This is a genomic window from Acidovorax sp. GW823-FHT05D11 (assembly GCF_058795695.1).
Map to the genome: position 1 here is coordinate 2,148,738 of NZ_CM179502.1, position 17,234 is coordinate 2,165,971.

Genomic DNA, 17,234 nt, shown 5'->3' on the forward strand with positions numbered 1-17,234 from the left:
GGCCTGCGGCCCGGGGAGCGGATGCTTGAGTCAGGCGGTCTTGTCTTCCGCCCGGCGTCTTGGCAGCTGGCGCTTGATGGACGGCCGCTGCAGGCGCTGCTTGGGGTCGGCGCCGTCGGGCAGGTCGGTGGCACGCTGCAACTGCAGGTGGGCCACCAGGCCGCCCGTGCTGGAATTGGCCAGCGCGAAGATGCCGCCCATGCGCTGCACCGTCTTGTCGACGATGGACAGCCCCAGCCCCGCACCGGCGGCGGCCGTGCGGGCGGAATCCCCCCGGAAGAAGGGTTTGGTCAGGTTGGACAGCTGCTCGGGCGGCACGCCCGGGCCATGGTCGCGCAGTTTGACCAGCACCCAGTTCTCCCGGCCTTTCGCGACGATGTCCACGCTGGTGATGCCGGTGTCCTCGGTCTTGCCATAGCGCCGGGCGTTCTCCAGCAGGTTGGAGATCACGCGCGCCAGTTCCACTTCGTCAGCCAGCACGTTCAGGTCTTCGGGCACCGACATGGTGATCTGGAGTTCGCGGTGGTCCTGCACGGCGTACACGCAGGACGAGACCACCGCATGCAGGTTGACGGGTGTCAGCGTCACGTGGTCAGGCCGCGCGTAGTCGAGGAACTTGTCGATGGTGGCGTCGAGCTGCACGATGTCGGCCACCATGTGCTCGCGCGCGACTTCATCGTTCACGCTCATCTCGGTTTCGAGCCGCAGGCGCGCCAGCGGCGTGCGCAGGTCGTGCGAAATGCCGGCCAGCATCACGGCGCGGTCCTGCTCCAGCTTGGCGAGCTTCTGCGCCATGCGGTTGAAGCCGATGTTCACCTCGCGGATTTCACTGGTCACCACCTCTTCGTCGAGATGGCTGGCCGCGAAATCGCCGTCCTTGACGCGGTTGGCGGCGTAGGAAAGCTGCTTGAGCGGCCGATTGATCAGCCGTGCAATGGCCGCGGCGCCCGCCAGTGACAGCGCCCCCGCCGTGATCAGCCAGATCAGCCAGGTGCGGCCGCCCGCTGGGCTGAAGCGCGAGCGGTCCATCAGCAGCCAGTTGGGGTCGCCGTTGATGTTGAAGCCGACCCACAGGCCTGTTTCTCCATTCACGTTTTGCGCCACGATGGTGTCGGGGCCCAGGCGCTGGGTGAGCTCGTCGGTCAGGCGGTTGCCCAGGGCCGTGCCCTCCAGCAGTTCGAATTTGTCGCGCGGCTCGCGCGGCAGGATGCGCACGCCTTCCTGATCGGCCATGGTCTTGATGAGCGACACGCGGGCGATGGCATCGGAGTGCACGAGCGCGGCGCGGCTCAGGTTCACCAGCGAGGCGATCTGCTGCGCGGTGTGCAGCGTGCGCGGTTCAAACTCCAGCGCCCGCAGTGTCTGCAGCCATGCCAGGATGCTGCCCACCAGGAGCAGCGCCAGCAGGAAGAAGGTGCGCCAGAAGAGATTGAGGCCCACGCGCGCCCGTTGCTCCCGAGCCTGTCTCAAGGACTCGAGGGGGGCGGGGCTGGTGGCGTCGGAAGGAGCGGTCACGGACTGCCGGAACGATGGTGATCTCGACCTCGGATGGCCGTCGGATTTGCGCATACAAGAAAGAAGGAAGGGGTCAGCTCGTTCCGTCCGGCACGAAAACGTAGCCCACGCCCCACACGGTCTGGATGTAGCGCGGCGCGGCGGCGTCCACTTCCACCAGCTTGCGCAGGCGCGAGACTTGCACGTCCAGGCTGCGGTCGAAGGGCTCGAACTCGCGGCCGCGTGCCAGCAAGGCCAGCTTTTCGCGCGACAGCGGCTGGCGCGGGTGGCGTACCAGGGCCTTGAGCATGGCGAACTCGCCCGTGGTCAGGGGCAGCTCTTCGCCATTGCGCTGCAGTGCGCGGGTGCCCAGGTCGAAGGTAAAGGGGCCGAAGGTCACGACCTCGTTGTCGCCCGAAGGCGCACCGGGGGCTTCCTGCGCGGGGCGGCGGCGCAGCACGGCGTGGATGCGCGCGAGCAGTTCGCGGGGGTTGAACGGTTTGCCCAGGTAGTCGTCGGCGCCCACTTCCAGGCCCACGATGCGGTCCACGTCCTCGCCCTTGGCGGTGAGCATGATGATGGGCGTGCGGTCATTGGCCGCACGCAGGCGGCGGCAGATGGACAGGCCGTCCTCGCCCGGCATCATCAGGTCGAGCACGATGATGTCCACGGTCTCGCGCAACAGCAGGCGGTTGAGTGCCTTGCCGTCTTCGGCGACCATGACTTCAAAGCCTTCCTGGGTGAGGTAGCGGCGCAGCAGATCACGGATTCGTGCATCGTCATCCACCACCAGAACTTTGTCGGTGCGATTGGTTGTTGTGGCCATCTTGATCCCAAGTCCAATTTGTAACAGAGCCGATTCTGACCACTTGGAACGCCGAAGTTCGGGTTTTGGCCTTGGGTTTGACCAACTGTTACAAGTTTTGCCCAGCTTCGCACAGTGCGCGGCGGGGCTTCATCATGGGCGGGATGCCACGCGGTTATCGTGGTGCCCCGCGCTGCCCAACGAAGGGCGGCGCTTTGATGCCAAGGATGTTTCCGCCATGAAGATGACTACCAAAATGATAGCTGCAGGCGCTTTTCTGGCTTGCGCTGGAGCCGCATTTGCTCAGAATGCACCTGCGGCAGAGCCGCGCAATGTGGTGCAGCTGTCAGCCACGGGCACGGTCGAAGTGCAGCAGGATCTGCTGGTGCTCAGCCTCGCCACCAGCAAGGAGGCCACGGATGCCGCCACCGTGCAGGCGCAGCTCAAGCAGGCGCTCGACACGGCGCTGGCCGAAGCCAAGCGCAATGCCCAGCCCGGCCAGCTGGATGTGCGCACGGGCCCGTTCGGCCTTTTCCCGCGCTACAACAAGGACGGCAAGATCAATGGCTGGCAGGGCCGCGCGGAACTGGTGCTGGAAGGCCGCGACTTCGCCCGCATCACCACCACGGCGGGCAAGATCCAGACCATGGCCATCCACCAGGTCGCGTTCGGCCTGTCGCGCGAGGCGCGTGCCAAGGTGGAGGATGAAGCCCAGACCCAGGCCATCGAGCAGTTCAAGGCCCGCGCGGCCGAGCTGGCCAAGGGGTTTGGCTTCAGCAACTACAGCCTGCGCGAGGTGGCGGTGAACAGCAATGAGATGGCGCCCGGTCCCCGCCCACGCATGATGGCCGCCGAGGCCAAGATGGGCGGGGCCTATGCGGACTCCGCCGTCCCGGTGGAAGCGGGCAAGGCCCAGGTGGTCGTCAACGTGTCGGGCTCGGTGCAGATGCGTTGAGACCGGCCGGCCCGGCCGCAGCGCCAAGGCTGAAAGTCAAATCCCGCACTGAAAGTGCCGTCTGTTCTGGGCTGAGCAGCGGCACCTGCTGTTGAAAATGGAGCATCTGCCCGGGGGCATGTGGCGGCGGCCCCGTGCCCCCGGGGGCCCAGCCCCTTACTGCGCCGCCCAGCCGCCGTCCATGTTCCAGGCCACCCCGCGCACGTTGTTGGCGGCGGGGGAGCAGAAGAACACGGCCAGCTCGCCCAGTTCTTCCGGCGTGGTGAACTGCATGGAGGGCTCTTTTTCGCCCAGCAGCAGCTTCTTGGCGTCCTCGTTGGACAGGCCATGTTCCGCTGCCTTGGCATCCACCTGCTTTTGCACCAGGGGCGTCAGCACCCAGCCGGGGCAGATGGCATTGCAGGTCACGCCGGTGGTGGCGTTTTCCAGCGCGGTCACCTTGGTCAGGCCCACGATGCCGTGCTTGGCCGCCACGTAGGCGGCCTTCTGTGCCGAGCCCACCAGGCCGTGCACCGATGCCACGTTGATGATGCGGCCCCAGTTGGCGCCCTTCATGGCGGGCAGCGCCAGGCGCGAGGTGTGAAAGGCGCTCGTGAGGTTGATGGCGATCACCGCGTCCCAGCGTTCCACGGGGAAGTCTTCCACGTTGGCCACATGCTGTATGCCGGCGTTGTTCACGAGGATGTCCACGCGCCCGAACTGCGCGGTGCTGTACTTCATCATGTCTTCGATGTCGGCCACACGGCTCATGTCGGCGCCGTGGTAGGCCACCTGGACACCTGCAGCCTCGCCAGCGGCCAGCACCTCGGCGCGCGGGCCTTCCACGTCTCCGAAGCCATTGAGCACGATGTTGGCGCCTTGGCGGGCCAGTGCCTTCGCGATTCCAAGACCAATGCCACTGGTCGAGCCGGTGACGAGGGCGGTTTTGCCTTTCAGCATGAGAGTCTCTCCGAATGAATTACGATGAACGCAAGGGAAGGGCGGCACGGATTGCGTGGCACGCGGCCACCCGGATCAGGATGGATGCAGGGCGCAAATCGCAGCGACAGCCACGGCGGTCGGGGATTTGCAGCGCGGCAGACACCCGGGACTGCGGATGGACGCAGTGCGGCGATCCGTGCCGACCTTTCCGGCATTATCAAGCGCTGCCCCTCGATTCCGCTCCCCATGATTGAACCTACGCTGAACTACGTACTGTGCCCTGGCCCCGCGGCCACCGGGGTGTCTTCTGGTAACGCCTCCGTTGCCGAGTCTCGCCACCGCATGGCGTACTGGGAGTGGAATGCCACGGGCAATCCAGCACATCCGCACGTGGTGCTCTGCGTGCACGGCCTCTCGCGCCAGGGGCGGGACTTCGACACCCTCGCGCGCGCGCTGAGCGCGCATGCCCGCGTCATCTGTCCTGATGTGGTCGGGCGGGGCCAGAGCGACTGGCTGGCCGATCCCATGGGCTACCAGATCCCCCAGTATGCGGCCGACATGCTCGCGCTGGTGGCCCAGTTGCAGGCGCAGGGCCCCATCGCCACGCTCGACTGGGTGGGCACCAGCATGGGAGGGCTCATCGGCATGGGCGTCGCGGGGCAGCCAGGGCTGCCGCTGCCCGTGCCCGTGCGGCGCCTGGTGCTCAACGACGTGGGGCCGGTCATCCAGTGGGAAGCCCTGCAGCGCATCGGGCTCTATCTGGGACAGCTGGCACGGTTCGAGTCGCTGCAGCAGGCGGCGGATGCCATGTGGGCCATTTCGACGAGCTTTGGCCCGCACACGCCGCAACAGTGGCTGGAACTTTCGCGCCACATGGTGCGCACGCTGCCGGAGGGCGGCATCACACTGCACTACGACCCTGCCATCGCGGTGCCGTTTCGGGCATTGACGCAGGACTCCGCCGCGGCGGGGGAGGCCATGCTCTGGCAGCTATATGACCATATCGCCGCGCGCACGCTGCTGCTGCGCGGTGCGCAATCGGATCTGCTGTCCCGCGAAACCGCGCAGGCCATGGCGCAGCGAGGCCCCCGTGCGCGCTTGGTGGAGTTCGAAGGCGTGGGGCATGCGCCCACGCTGGTGGCGGCCGACCAGGTCGCTGCGGTCACCGGTTTCCTGCTGGCGGCGGAAGGTGCTTTGGTCGGATGAAAACCTACCCTCCCGCACAGGCGTCCCTCGCCCCCCAGGCCGAGGTTCTCCCCCAGCTCATTGCAGCCACTGCGCACACGCTGCCCGAGCAGGTCAACGCGCTGGCCCGCGCCCGCGCCTTTGCCGAGCCCCTGATGGCGGGCGAGACCCTGGACTCGGGCGAAAACACGCTGGCCCATGCCGATGCCGTGGCCGCCATCCTCAAGGGAATAGGCGGCTCCGAGGCCATGCAGGCGGCCAGCTACCTGGTGCACGCATGCATTCACCTCAACAAGCCCGAAGAGGTCATTGCCAAGGCCTTTGGCGAGAACTTCGCGGCGCTTGCGGTGGAGACCACCAAGCTCATGCGCGTGCAGCAGCAGGCCCGCGCCGCCGAGCACCTGGACGACCCCGCCATCCAGACGGAGAACGTGCGCAAGATGCTGCTCGCGTTCTCGCGCGACCTGCGCGTGGTGATGCTGCGCCTGGCCTCGCGCCTGCAGACGCTGCGCTTTCATGCGTCCGCCAAGCGCCCCGTGTCGCCCAGCTTGGCTCGCGAATCGCTGCAGGTATTCGCGCCGCTGGCCAATCGCCTGGGCATCTGGCAGGTCAAGTGGGAGCTGGAGGACCTGTCCTTTCGTTTCCTGGAGCCCGACACCTACAAGGAAGTGGCGCGCCTGCTCGACGAAAAACGCGGCGAGCGCGAGGTGTACATGGAGCAGCTGCGCGCGCGGCTCGAGGCTGACCTGCGCGCGCGCAGCATCAGCGCCAGCGTGCAGGGGCGCCCCAAGCACATCTACAGCATCGTCAAGAAGATGCGCGGCAAGTCGCTCAACTTCGACCAGGTGTTCGACATCCGTGCGCTGCGGGTTGTCGTGCCCACGGTGAAGGATTGCTACGCCGCCCTGAGCTGGGTGCACGAGCAGTTCAAGCCCATCGTGGAGGAGTTTGACGACTACATCGCCAAGCCCAAGCCCAACGGCTACCAGTCGCTGCACACCATCGTGCGCGACGACCACGGCAAGCCCATCGAAATCCAGATCCGAACCCAGGCCATGCATGACCATGCCGAACACGGCGTGGCCGCTCATTGGGCCTACAAGGAGGCGGGGAGCAAGGGCTATGCGGGGGTTTCTGCCTCGGGCGAATACGACGCCAAGATCGCGGTGCTGCGCCAGCTGCTGGCATGGGAGCGCGACCTGTCGGGTGCTGTACCCAATCGGGGGCTGTTCGAGGACCGCATCTACGTGCTGACGCCCGATGCCGCCGTGGTGGAGTTGCCGCAGGGCGCCACGCCCGTGGACTTCGCATATGCCGTGCACACCAGCCTCGGGCACCGCTGCCGGGGGGCCCGGGTGGACGGCGCCATGGTGCCACTCAACACCCCGCTGCAAAACGGGCAGACCGTGGAGATATCGACTGTCAAGGAGGGCCGCCCCTCGCGCGACTGGCTCAATGCCGAGCTGGGCTACCTCACCAGCCATCGCGCCAAGGCCAAGGTGCGTGCCTGGTTCAACGCCCAGGCGACACACGAAACCGTGGCGCGGGGCCGCGAGGCGGTCGAGAAGCTGCTGCAGCGCGAGGGCAAGACCGCCGTCAAGCTGGACGACCTTGCGGTGCAACTGGGTTTCAAGTCCGCCGACGCCTTGTTTGAGGTGGTGGGCAAGGACGAGTTCTCGCTGCGCAACATCGAAACGGTGCTGCGACCGCCCGAGCCTGTGATGCAGCCGGATGACTACCTGCTGCTCAAGAAGGCCCGCACGAATGCCGCTCCGAAGGGCGGCGTACTGGTCGTCGGCATCGACTCGCTGATGACCCAGCTGGCCAAGTGCTGCAAGCCGGCACCGCCCGATTTGATTCGCGGCTTCGTGACGCGCGGCAAGGGGGTCAGCGTGCACCGGGCCGATTGCAGCAACTTTCGCGAGATGGCCGCGCGCAGCGTCGAGCGTGTCATCGAGGTGGAATGGGGCGCGCCAAAGTCAGCGGCGGTTGCAGCCGTGTATCCCGTCGATGTGGCCGTGGAAGCCGCCGACCGCCAGGGCCTGTTGCGCGACATCTCTGAAGTCTTTGCCCGGGAAAAAACCAATGTGATCGGCGTGCAGACCCAGTCGGTGAAAGGCACTGCGTGGATGACCTTCACGGTGGAGGTCGCCGATTCAGGCCGCCTCAACAAGGTCCTCGGCATCGTGGCCAGCGTGCCGGGCGTGCGCTCGGCACGCCGCCGTTGAGCGGCTTGCAGGACAGGCATGCAAAGGGCGCCAGTGAGTTCTATGCGAAGTGTTGCCTGTTTTTTGGCAAGCCCCTCATTTTTATGGCTATAATCGTAGTCTAAACAACGACAGGCGCGTAGCTCAGCTGGTTAGAGCACCACCTTGACATGGTGGGGGTCGTTGGTTCGAGTCCAATCGCGCCTACCAACTTACCATTGGTAAAAAGCCTTCTAGATCAACGGTCTAGAAGGCTTTTTTCTTTGTGCCGCAGAGTCACCGGGACGAATTTGGGACTTTTGCGGACTGGGCCCCGCCCATCGCGGCTTCCAGCGCTCTGCGCTCCGCGCCCTTGTCTGCCCCGTCAATCCACCGCGAGTAGGTCTCGAACAGCATCTTGGTGTTGGTGTGCCCGAGCTGACGCGCAATGTACGCTGGGTTGACTCCCGCCATGAGCGCCGCCGTGGCGTAGGTGTGGCGGGTGTTGTAGGCCCTACGGTGCCGGATTCCAAGGCGCTTGAGGGTGGGGGCCCAGTAGTGGTCCCGCTGGCTCCGTTCATCATGCCAGCGCCTGCCGGTGACCGGGTTCTCGAAGATGTCCACGGGCTCCCCATCATCGTCTCGCTTCATGAAGGTGTAGGGCTTCATCATCTGCAGCGCTGCCATGGCCCCGGACACCAGGTCCACGTCGCGTTCGGAGTGGGTCTTTGACCCGTCGCGCTCTGACCCCCGGAAGGTGCGCACGCGCTGGATGCGGACCGTCTTGTGCCCGAAGTCCACATCCTCCCAGCGCAGCGCGATCATCTCCTCAGGCCGTAGGCCCGTGAGGAAGGCAAAGGTGAAGTAGGCCACCACGCGGGGGTCGTACCACTTGGCCAAGTCCGCCAGAATCCTGTCTCGCTCGTCGGGCGTCAGCGGGTCGGGCAGCTTTTTAACGACCTTGAGGTTTCCAATGCCGATCATTGGATTGAGGCCAGCCCGCGGCCCGTGGAACTCGAACGCGAAGATGCCACGCAGGACGATGAGGTAGTTGTTTGCACTCTTGGCAGAGGCCCACGGGTGCCCGCCGATGGCGGATGACAGCCTCTTGTGGGTCAGGTCGGACATTGGCGTGTCCGCGCCCAGCATGCGCTTCCACATGGCAACCGCGTTCGTGTACTGGTCGAGGGTGGCCTTCTCCAACTGCCCCTTGGACAGCAGCCACTCGGCGGCGATCGGCCCGAAGGTCGGCTCGGTGCGCTTCAAGGCGTGCTTGGAGTCGGGGAAGAACTCGGTGAAATCGAATGCATCGAGGTCGATCTTGCGGCGCACCTCCAGCGCCAGGCGCGTGGCGAATTTCAGATTGGCCGGCGTCGGCTCGAGGGCCTTGCCGTTCACCGTCAGGCGCTCCCGGAATGTTTCGCCCTTGTAGACGAACTTGATCCGGATGCTGCTGTCTCTGGGCTCTACGCCCGTCCCTTTTCGACCCATTTTGTGTATCCCTCCATGGAAATGAAAATTCCCCCGTCTGGTGAGCGCCGATACTCTTTCCCCTCCAGCCACTTGCCGCTCTCGATCTTTCGGTTGATGGCTTTCTCGGTCAGGCCTGTACAGGCTGCTGCGAGGGGAATGGTCACGTAGGGGGCCGGGCTCACCTGTACGGCCTGCGGGCCCCGGGGATCGTTGGCCGGCTGGCGCTGAGTGATGGAATCGGGGACCGGTTCGGGGCGCTGTGCCCTGGCTGCTGTCATCGACATGATGTGTTCCTGCTGTCTTCGTCACCGGTTCGGCCGTACTTTTTGGCAAGTGCCGAACCTGCAGCTGCGTAGTTGCGCCCGCCCAGGTGGACCAGCGCGGGCTCTGGCTCCGGCTTCCAGATGCAGAAACCATCGGGACCGATGACGCCGCCCTGCTGGGCCCAAAGGGTGACTGCAGACCAGAAGGGTGAGCGAGGCGCCGGCTGGCTGTCAGCGAGCTCTCCCTGGTGGTCAAGCGCCGCGGGTCCGAAACGCGGGTGCATCTCGAACTTCCATTCCTTGCCGCTGGCGTCGCAGATCTTGCGGTCGGGGCCGCCATAGGAGATGTGGATGATCTTCATGGGGTGATGCCTCCGAGGCGTTGGAACGCCTCGGCATCGCACGGCGACACATGCACCACTTTCTCGCCAAGCGTCCAGCGCACTGGGAACCGCAGGCCCGGCGCGGTGAACTGTGCATAAATCTCGCGCTCACGGCTTGGCCATGCTTTGTTGCACTCACCGCGGACGGCGCTGGTGGCCGCTGGCCAGCGGGTCAGAGCCGCCTCAATGGCCGCATGCTCTATGTTTTGCCTTGCCCGGCTCTTAGCCCAGTCGGCCATCATGCATGCGGGGCTACAGTAGATGGAGCGGGTCTCGCTTTGTACTGGTTCAAATGCATCCTCGCGCTCGTCGTCGCATTCGTGGCGCTCGTCCTGATCGAAACGGCAATGGCAGTTCCCACACTCATGCCACCAGCCGATCGCCAGGGTGGCGTGCATTGGTACTGGCCCAGGGGCATACTGATCGAGTGCCGGTTCTCGGCAGCAGGATTCGACTTCTTCAAAGGTCAGGTTCAGTTCGTTAGCACCATCGCGGCGCGCTGTTGCCCCGTTGGTAGCGAAAACAACTGCGCAATTCCCCTCGTCGTCCTCGTGCACAACATAGGCCTTCAGGTGTGTGCTCATGGTTTCTTTCCTCCCTGCCGCTTGCGCAGCCAGGTGAAGTGCGGCGGATCTCCCGCCTGTTGATAGGTGGCCCACAGCTCGGCGCCGCCGGGGCAGCGCTCGAGGCCGCCCGGGTTGAGCCCGGCGGCGCGGCACTGTGGGCATGTGGTGTGGTGGAGCTGGTAGGCATCGTCGGCGGCGCTCCAGTCGGGCAGGGTTTGCATTCCGGGTTTCCATGAAAAAAGCCCCGATCGATGGCGGGGCTCAGACGGATGTAGTCGCTGACTGTGGGGATGTTTTCGGTACGTTTCAGGTGTGAGTTAGATTCGCACCAAAGGAGACCACATGAACTATTGGTGGGTAAATCACAAGCAGACGCATCGCGCCGAAATCGACGGGGGATACATCTGGAGTCCGAAGACAAAGGCAAACGGGGGGGCGAACGAAACCTATCTAAACCTGCCGCGCGTGGTGCCGGGTGATGTGGTTTTCTCATACGCGAATGCCGCCATACAGGCTGTGGGCATCGCGACGGCGGCCGCACAGGATGTGAACAAACCTGCAGAGTTCGGTAGCGCGGGGGCAACCTGGGGGACGGCGGGGTGGCTCGTGCCTATCGAATGGCAACTGCTTCAAGCGCCGGTATCGCCGAAGCAGCATCTGACCACGATCGCACCGCTATTGCCCCAACGGCACTCGCCCATCCGTGCTGAAACAGGGGACGGAAATCAAGGTTGCTACCTAGCCGCGATCAGCACGGAGCTTGGCGCCGTGCTGCAGACCATCATCTGTCAGACCGACGGCGATGCCCTTGAAGTGGCAGCAGTGCGCTCAATCACGGCGGCCGAGGACCGGCTGGAGATCTCGTTGCGCCAGCAAACCGACCTGGCCATCACTGAGGTAGACCAGATCGTGCGAGCTCGACGCGGGCAGGGGCGATTCCGGCTCAACGTGCTTGCCATCGAAAAGCAATGCAGGCTCACCGGATTGACATCGGAACAGTTCTTGGTGGCCAGCCACATCAAGCCCTGGGCTGTGTGCACGAATGCAGAGCGCTTGGATGGGCACAACGGGCTGATGCTCTCGCCGCACGTAGACCGTCTGTTTGATCGCGGCTGGGTGTCATTTGATGATGGCGGCAGCTTACTTGTAGCAAGCGATGAGGCAGAGGAGGCGTTGTCAGCATGGGGTCTACCGCGAGCTGGATTCGCTGTAGGGCGCTTTTCCACGCGTCAGAGCGCATTCCTGGCATATCACCGTGAGCATGTTTTCGGGAGCGCGTACCGCCTCAGCCAATCGATTGAAGTCTCGGGGTGAGCGCTAAGGAGGGCTACAAGGTCAAACCGGGCTGGCGCAGCCTTTCGCGCTGCAGAGGCTCGTTCGCGATATTGATGTCGATGCCGAGGAACTGCGGGTCGAGTTGCTGAGCGACCTGCCCGGTGGTGCCGCTGCCGAAGAATGGGTCCAACACGATGCTATAGCGATTAATTCATAAGCGCTGGTAGCTATGTTTTGTGTAGCGCTTCGTGTCTGATCTGTCATTCCGAGAACAGCAGCGGCTGCACCGCACCGTTCTGGTAAATCGTGGCCATGACCGTTGCGGCTCCGGGCTCGTCTCCATCCCAGCCATCCGGCCAGGTCTGAGCCGCAATCAACTGGCGGATGCGGGCTTCCTCTTCGGCGTTGATCAGCGAGATGTGCGGGCGGCCTAGGCGGTCATCTGCAGGCGCTGGCCGTCGTCGAAGAATGAAGGTGGCCGACCTTAGCCAGCTGGGGAGAGGGCATGAGCGGTCCAGAAGGAGAAAACCCCGCACTTGGCGGGGCTTGGAAACGGGGCGTTTGCGGCTACGGATTGGGGAACGTCAAAGTGCCGTAGCCCTTTAAAAACGGGGCGGCGACGCTCTCCGGCACTGCGTAGAACGACTCCCCTTGTTTGTCAGTGATGCACACGGGAGTCTTCTCTTTGTTCTTGCTCCCGTCGTGCCATACCTCTGGGGAATTGCGCAAGCGCTCCCCATTTGGCAGCTCAACGTCGCCCGAAAGCCAATAGATCGTTCCTCGTTCTGTCACGCGCGCATACCGAATGGGTGGTTCGAAACTAGGCATTGCAATTCTCCGAAGTGAAGTCGTAGTCACTGTACACGCGAGGTCGCAGTGGCTGGTGGTAGGAAATCCCGCAAGAAGAATTTCGGAGTCACCCTGGCCATCATTTCGCTGTCGCTGTCTCGGCAGTAGGTGAAGAGTTCGACACCCACGAGCGGCGAATCCTGGGAATTTCGACCATGCTTGATTTCGCATTTAGCCTTTCCGCCTCCGATCTGGCCATCCTGATACCGACCTTTGTTTGCGCGTTGGCGCAATGGCGACGGCGCAAGTAGCTGGCTCGCGGATACCATCGACCCAAAAAAACACAGGAGGGTCGATGGACGCGAATCAGCTGATCAATACACTAGGGGATGCGGCAGCGGCAGCTAAGCCGGCCCAGGAGTACTGCTTGCGATGGGTTTCGCAAGACTGGTGGTCTTGTATGACGAAGGCCGAGTGGTCTGGCTGGATGCAGGCTGTGTTCAGCGTTGTGGCGATCGTGGCCGCTTTGTTCACGGCCATTCTGATGCATTGGCTTGGCGGCCACAGGGAAAGACGTCGATCTCTGCTGGTAGCGGATCAGATTGCGCTTGGAGTGTCGCGGCGTGTTGGTGTCTTCTTGGATTCTGAGTCTGCAACCCTCGTCGGATTGAAGACACTTTTTGATAGCACGCATGGGGCCGCAGTTCGGCGATTCATGGTCGAGCACCTCCGATTCCGACTCGCGAGCGATTCCGAGATGACGGCCCTCATTCCTGCGCAACGTAACATCACCACGAGCTTGGCACAGGCTTGCGCAAACCTAGACCAATGTGCGAGCCTATTGCAGATGTCCGAAACTGTTCCTGTACCGAAAGAGCGTGAGCAGCATGTAGCGCAGATCTACCATGATCGGATCGCAACTGCATTTGCTGCACTCCGAGTGGTGGAAAGTCAGTTGGCCCGCTATCTTGAAAAGAGGGGTTACAAAGCCGTGCCGTCTTCCAAGCCACCAGCTTAGGCAACGTCGATCAGCTTGCATTAGCGTGCGTCTAGCAGTCAACTTCTCCACTCAGCGCGTTGATCAGGTCGGGGATGAGCTTCACTAGCTCGCCCGTGGCAATCGCCACGTCGGTGCCGAACACGCCGTCGTCGGACTTCGTGCCCTCGAAAACCGTGGCCAGAAACTGCACCTTGCGCACCTTGCCGCCTTCGGTCAGCAGGAACGAAACGCGGTCATCCCAGGTCAGAGCCAAGCGAGTCGGCAGCTTGCCGGCATCGATGTGGGCCTGCACCTCGTCGATGTCCAGCGGGTGGCGGCCGTAGCGCACAACCGACTTCTCTTCCGTGGCGCTTTTCAGCTCGCACTCACGGTCCACCGTGAAGCCCCCTGGCGGCTCCTGTTCCTTGAGCCAGTGGGCCATGGCCGCCTGCGGGCTGGTCTGGGTGTTGATGAGCGACACCGACAGGCCGGGCAGCGATTCGACCAGCAGCGTGACGACTTCATCCGCGCGACCTTGGCTGGATGTGTCCAGCACCAGGGTGCGGGCCGTTGGGTCAATCCAGACCCACATGGCGGCCTGGCTGGTGAACGCCATGGGCAGCAGGTCCAGCTTGGCCTCGTCCTTCAGTTCCTTGGATTCCTTGCGGCCCGGCTTGCGCCCGGTCTCCTTCTCGATGCGGTCCGCCTTCTCCTTGACCTTGCGGGCGAGCACGCTGGCGGGGAGGTTCTTGGATTCGACCATGAAGCGCAGGATCCAGTGGCCCCCGACCGACTCGGCCAGCAGGCCGTGCTGTTCGCCACGCGGCGGCACCCAGCCTAGGGACTTTTCCTGCGTGGCGCCGCATTCGATGAAGGGCGCCTTGGCCAGGGCCTCCTCGATGGCCTGCAGCTCTGCGGTCCAGCCCGAGGCGATGCGGTAGATGGTGAGGTTCTTGAACATGCGGTTCTCCGGTTCAGGCGGCGCGGCGCGTCATTCGCGAGCGGGTCGCCGGGTCTGCGAGTTGCAGCCATGGGTTGATGGTGATGGGCTCGTCGTTTGCATTGCTGACGCGGTTTCGGGCATTGATTCGTGCCCGATGGTTTCTGCGATAGCGGGCCTCGACTTGCTTGCGGCGCGCCGTCTGGTCGATGGGGGGGCGCTTCACGTCCGGGCCGGCCTGGGCGGCGAATACAGCGACATCGCGGGCTCGGCGCCCGATCACCGGGTCGTAGCGCACCACCCGAAAGACTTTCCCGGGCAGCAGCCAGCGGGTGGAGGCGATCGTGGTTCCGACCTTCGACACGGGCCAGCCCAGGTACTCGGCCAGCTCCAGCCGGGACATAGGCCCGGCTTCGCGCAGCGCCGCAACGATCTGGGACCGATTGACAGGCTCAAATGACATTGCGCGCTCTCAGAACGGAATGTCATCGTCCATGTCGTCAAACCCGGAGGCCGCGCGCGGAGCTGGCGCCGCGTGCTGGCCTGTGGGTCGTGGGCCCGTGCCGCGCGGCGCGGGTGCCGGCGAGGACGGATAGCCCCCTTGCTCGTACCCGCCTTGCTGGCCGCCCTGGCGGCTGCCCAGCATCTGCATCTGGTCGGCGCGGATCTCGGTGCTGTACTTTTCCACGCGGCTCTGGTCGGTCCACTTGCGCGTGCGCAGGGAGCCCTCGACGTACACCTGCGAGCCTTTGCGCAGGTACTGGCCGGCGATCTCGGCGAGGCGGCCGTTGAAGATGATGCGGTGCCACTCGGTGGCCTCTTTCATCTCGCCTGTCTGCTTGTCTTTCCACTTGTCGGTGGTGGCCACCGTCACGCTGGCGGTCTGGTCGCCGCTGGGGAAAGTGCGCATTTCAGGGTCGCGGCCCAGGTTGCCCACGATGATGACTTTGTTCACGGATGCCATGGTGTTGGTCCTTTGTCCGCAGGCGGGTTAGGTGGTCGCGCTGCGGTAATGGTTGATGGGGTGGGGCCGCTCGGTCAGTCGTACCGCTCGCCAGCGGCGCGGCGCACGTCGTCTTCGTCCATGTCCGCCTCGATCCGGGTGCGGCCCACGTACATGGCCATCAGGATGGCGTCGAAGCGGGTGATCACGTTCGGGCGCGATATCGGTGTGACCTGCTTGTCCCGGAGCTTGAGCGTGTACACCTCGCCTTCCTTGTTGAAGGCGAGTTGGTAGTGGGCGGAGTACTTCCCTCCGCCCGCCCCATAGCCATGACCTGGCTCGGGATCACTGTGCAGATACAGGTGGCCGCCGCCGTACTCGCTCTCTTCGAAGAGCCCGAAGAATGCCTCGCCTTCGCTTCTGTTGAAGTGTTCGCGCGCCACTTCCAGCAGCTCCGAAATCTTCATGAGTGCGGGCACATTCGGTATGACGTGCTCGACAGCCTTTGCCAGCGCCGTGTTCACTGCCTCCGCGTTGGCACCGTGCACGGCGCTCTGGAGTGCGTGGTTCAGAACATGCTGAAATTTCGCCATGTCATCGATGGAGAGCCCGTGGGGCATGGCGTCGGCAAGCTGCTTCTTGACCGCCTCGCTGAACGGGCTGCGGTAGCCCGTTGCGTCGTTGATGGCGCTCTTGAGGGCGTCGGAGATTGCTTTGTCCACCAGCGGCTGCAGGCGCTCGGGGGTGACGGCCTGGGCGATGATCCCGGGCAAGTCCAGATTGATGGTGATTTCCATGGTGTCCTGGATGGGGTGAAGAGGGTGGGGCGGCCTGGCCTTCTCGGCCCGGCGCGCGGTGGTTCCTGTAGTCGGCTCTGCCAACGAACACCGAGGCCTCTGGCAAGGTGTCGCAGGTGCGGTCCGCGCGGCGTTGCCGCCCCGGAAAGTGGTCAGGCTGCGGCTTTGGCCTGCAAGCCCGCGATGTGGGCTGCGAGGGCGGCCAGGATCTGCGGGTACTGGCTTTCGTCGTACACGCCGTGTGCGCCGACCTTGGCCGCTGGCTCGAAGCCCAGGGTGCGCAGGAAGGCGGCGGACAGGGGGAAGCCCAGGCGGTCCTCAATGGCTCCGAGCTTCAGCGATGGGGCCGGTTGCACGACGGGGATTGCGCTTTCCGCTGGCGCGCGGCGGGCCTCTGCCCAAGCCGTCACGCGCTGGCGGGCCGGTGCGAGTGCATCGACGGCCGCGGCGGTGGGCGCCTTGGTCACGGTCGCGGATTCTTCGGTTTCGTCCCATGGATCCACTTCAAAGGCCATGGTGTTGGCCGCTGGGGCAGGAGCAGGGTCTGCGGGTGGCGCGGCTGCCGGGGAAGGGGTGGGGGCCGGCGCCTGCGCAGCCAGGGCGGCACGCGCCTCGTCCAGCTCTTTCTGCAGGCGCTCGTTTTCGATGCGGCGCTTCTCGTTCTCCACCATGGTGAGCAGGCGCTGCACGGTGGCAAGGCAGGCGGCTTCGGCCTCCAACGCGAATTCTTGCCACTCTTCGCCAAAGGTCATGGCGCCCAGCGTTGCGATGGCGTTCTCGATGACCTCCACCGGCTGGCCCTCGGCCTTCTCGGCGTACTCCTTGAGCTGGTCGATGTTGGCGCGGTGCGCACCCACACGCTCGGCTTCGATGCGATCGTTCTCGGCCTTCTCGTCGGCCTTGCGCTTTTCCTCGACCTTGATCTGGGCGTCGATGGCATCTTCGACCGGCTTCACGATGGCGACGAGGCGCTCCACTTCGTCGCCCATCACCTTCTTCAGTTCGTTCACATCGGCCTTCACGGACGCCTCCGTGCGGGTCAGCATGCGGCGACCGTTGTCGCGCAGATCCGCGCGGGCATCCTTGGCTTCTTTCATGCCCTTGGTGGTGGTCACGTCATAGACGACATCGCGGTACTTCTCGGCCATGGCCGTCAGGCCGACCTCGGTGTCCTTGAACTGGGCGAGCACGGTGTCCTTGATGGACATGGGCTTGATGGTGAGCGCTCCAGCTCCTTGCTGGGCGGCGACTGCGGTGGTCGTTGCTTCGGTCATTGGTGG

18 protein-coding genes, 1 tRNA gene and 1 pseudogene are annotated in these 17,234 nt (G+C 64.3%); 6 read left to right on the plus strand and 14 right to left on the minus strand.

Annotated features, from left to right (window positions below):
* Positions 1-30: 30 nt before the first annotated feature.
* Positions 31-1,569: an ATP-binding protein gene (locus AC3RCE_RS09875; RefSeq protein WP_218294227.1), complete on the minus strand. Its 1,539-nt coding sequence runs from the start codon at positions 1,567-1,569 to the stop codon at positions 31-33.
* A 19-nt stretch (positions 1,570-1,588) separates the two neighbouring features.
* Entirely contained in the window at positions 1,589-2,320 is a 732-nt protein-coding gene (gene ompR / locus AC3RCE_RS09880; RefSeq protein ID WP_010460834.1) for an osmolarity response regulator transcription factor OmpR, read from the minus strand.
* A 217-nt stretch (positions 2,321-2,537) separates the two neighbouring features.
* Between ompR and AC3RCE_RS09885 the strand changes: the two genes are divergently transcribed.
* A complete protein-coding gene (locus AC3RCE_RS09885) occupies positions 2,538-3,254 on the plus strand; it encodes an SIMPL domain-containing protein (protein WP_492255034.1) in 717 nt (238 codons plus the stop codon).
* Positions 3,255-3,410: 156 nt separating this feature from the next.
* On the opposite strand, the gene AC3RCE_RS09890 is transcribed toward AC3RCE_RS09885, so the two are convergent.
* Positions 3,411-4,193 (minus strand): 3-hydroxybutyrate dehydrogenase, encoded by a 783-nt coding sequence (locus AC3RCE_RS09890; RefSeq protein WP_218294229.1) that lies wholly within the window; start codon positions 4,191-4,193, stop codon positions 3,411-3,413.
* 228 nt (positions 4,194-4,421) lie between these two features.
* Between AC3RCE_RS09890 and AC3RCE_RS09895 the strand changes: the two genes are divergently transcribed.
* The 3 genes from AC3RCE_RS09895 (at position 4,422) to AC3RCE_RS09905 (ending at position 7,777) form a co-directional block, all read left to right on the plus strand.
* Entirely contained in the window at positions 4,422-5,381 is a 960-nt protein-coding gene (locus tag AC3RCE_RS09895; RefSeq protein ID WP_492255035.1) for an alpha/beta fold hydrolase, read from the plus strand.
* On the plus strand, positions 5,378-7,588 hold the full coding sequence (locus AC3RCE_RS09900; protein WP_218340856.1) for a RelA/SpoT family protein: 2,211 nt from the start codon (positions 5,378-5,380) through the stop codon (positions 7,586-7,588). Before AC3RCE_RS09895 ends, AC3RCE_RS09900 begins: the two co-directional genes overlap by 4 nt.
* Positions 7,589-7,700: 112 nt before the next feature.
* Positions 7,701-7,777: transfer RNA gene (locus tag AC3RCE_RS09905), tRNA-Val, on the plus strand.
* Positions 7,778-7,843: 66 nt separating this feature from the next.
* Here the strand turns inward: AC3RCE_RS09905 and AC3RCE_RS09910 are convergent.
* The 5 genes from AC3RCE_RS09910 to AC3RCE_RS09930 are packed head-to-tail and all read right to left on the minus strand — an operon-like array spanning position 7,844 to position 10,452.
* Positions 7,844-9,037, minus strand: a complete 1,194-nt coding sequence (locus AC3RCE_RS09910) for a tyrosine-type recombinase/integrase (RefSeq protein ID WP_492255036.1) — start codon at positions 9,035-9,037, stop codon at positions 7,844-7,846.
* A complete protein-coding gene (xisR, locus tag AC3RCE_RS09915) occupies positions 9,013-9,297 on the minus strand; it encodes an excisionase family protein (RefSeq protein WP_492255373.1) in 285 nt (94 codons plus the stop codon). The genes AC3RCE_RS09910 and xisR overlap by 25 nt, the downstream gene beginning before the upstream one ends.
* Positions 9,294-9,644: a hypothetical protein gene (locus AC3RCE_RS09920; RefSeq protein ID WP_492255037.1), complete on the minus strand. Its 351-nt coding sequence runs from the start codon at positions 9,642-9,644 to the stop codon at positions 9,294-9,296. Before AC3RCE_RS09920 ends, xisR begins: the two co-directional genes overlap by 4 nt.
* A complete protein-coding gene (locus AC3RCE_RS09925; protein WP_492255038.1) occupies positions 9,641-10,249 on the minus strand; it encodes a hypothetical protein in 609 nt (202 codons plus the stop codon). The genes AC3RCE_RS09920 and AC3RCE_RS09925 overlap by 4 nt, the downstream gene beginning before the upstream one ends.
* Positions 10,246-10,452 carry a hypothetical protein gene (locus tag AC3RCE_RS09930; RefSeq protein ID WP_492255039.1) on the minus strand — a complete coding sequence of 69 codons (207 nt, stop codon included), beginning with the start codon at positions 10,450-10,452 and terminating at the stop codon, positions 10,246-10,248. Before AC3RCE_RS09930 ends, AC3RCE_RS09925 begins: the two co-directional genes overlap by 4 nt.
* A 121-nt stretch (positions 10,453-10,573) precedes the next feature.
* Between AC3RCE_RS09930 and AC3RCE_RS09935 the strand changes: the two genes are divergently transcribed.
* Complete coding sequence (locus tag AC3RCE_RS09935; protein ID WP_492255040.1) at positions 10,574-11,545, plus strand: HNH endonuclease; 972 nt, start codon at positions 10,574-10,576, stop codon at positions 11,543-11,545.
* 13 nt (positions 11,546-11,558) lie between these two features.
* Here the strand turns inward: AC3RCE_RS09935 and AC3RCE_RS09940 are convergent.
* Positions 11,559-11,702, minus strand: a pseudogene (locus AC3RCE_RS09940) (DNA methyltransferase); the annotation flags it as partial.
* A gap of 948 nt (positions 11,703-12,650) precedes the next feature.
* Here AC3RCE_RS09940 and AC3RCE_RS09945 point away from each other — a divergent pair.
* The gene (locus tag AC3RCE_RS09945) at positions 12,651-13,313 is read left to right on the plus strand and encodes a hypothetical protein (RefSeq protein ID WP_492255041.1); all 663 of its coding nucleotides are present in this window, start codon (positions 12,651-12,653) and stop codon (positions 13,311-13,313) included.
* Between the two features lie 31 nt (positions 13,314-13,344).
* Here AC3RCE_RS09945 and AC3RCE_RS09950 read toward each other — a convergent pair whose 3' ends face one another.
* The 5 genes from AC3RCE_RS09950 to AC3RCE_RS09970 all read right to left on the minus strand — a co-directional run bounded on the left by AC3RCE_RS09950 (position 13,345) and on the right by AC3RCE_RS09970 (position 17,228).
* A complete protein-coding gene (locus AC3RCE_RS09950; RefSeq protein WP_492255042.1) occupies positions 13,345-14,235 on the minus strand; it encodes a recombination-associated protein RdgC in 891 nt (296 codons plus the stop codon).
* Between the two features lie 13 nt (positions 14,236-14,248).
* Entirely contained in the window at positions 14,249-14,677 is a 429-nt protein-coding gene (locus AC3RCE_RS09955) for a hypothetical protein (RefSeq protein WP_492255043.1), read from the minus strand.
* 9 nt (positions 14,678-14,686) lie between these two features.
* A complete protein-coding gene (gene ssb, locus AC3RCE_RS09960; protein WP_492255044.1) occupies positions 14,687-15,178 on the minus strand; it encodes a single-stranded DNA-binding protein in 492 nt (163 codons plus the stop codon).
* Positions 15,179-15,252: 74 nt separating this feature from the next.
* Positions 15,253-15,954 (minus strand): hypothetical protein, encoded by a 702-nt coding sequence (locus AC3RCE_RS09965; RefSeq protein WP_492255045.1) that lies wholly within the window; start codon positions 15,952-15,954, stop codon positions 15,253-15,255.
* A gap of 152 nt (positions 15,955-16,106) precedes the next feature.
* Positions 16,107-17,228 carry a hypothetical protein gene (locus AC3RCE_RS09970; RefSeq protein WP_492255046.1) on the minus strand — a complete coding sequence of 374 codons (1,122 nt, stop codon included), beginning with the start codon at positions 17,226-17,228 and terminating at the stop codon, positions 16,107-16,109.
* Positions 17,229-17,234 lie beyond the last annotated feature (6 nt).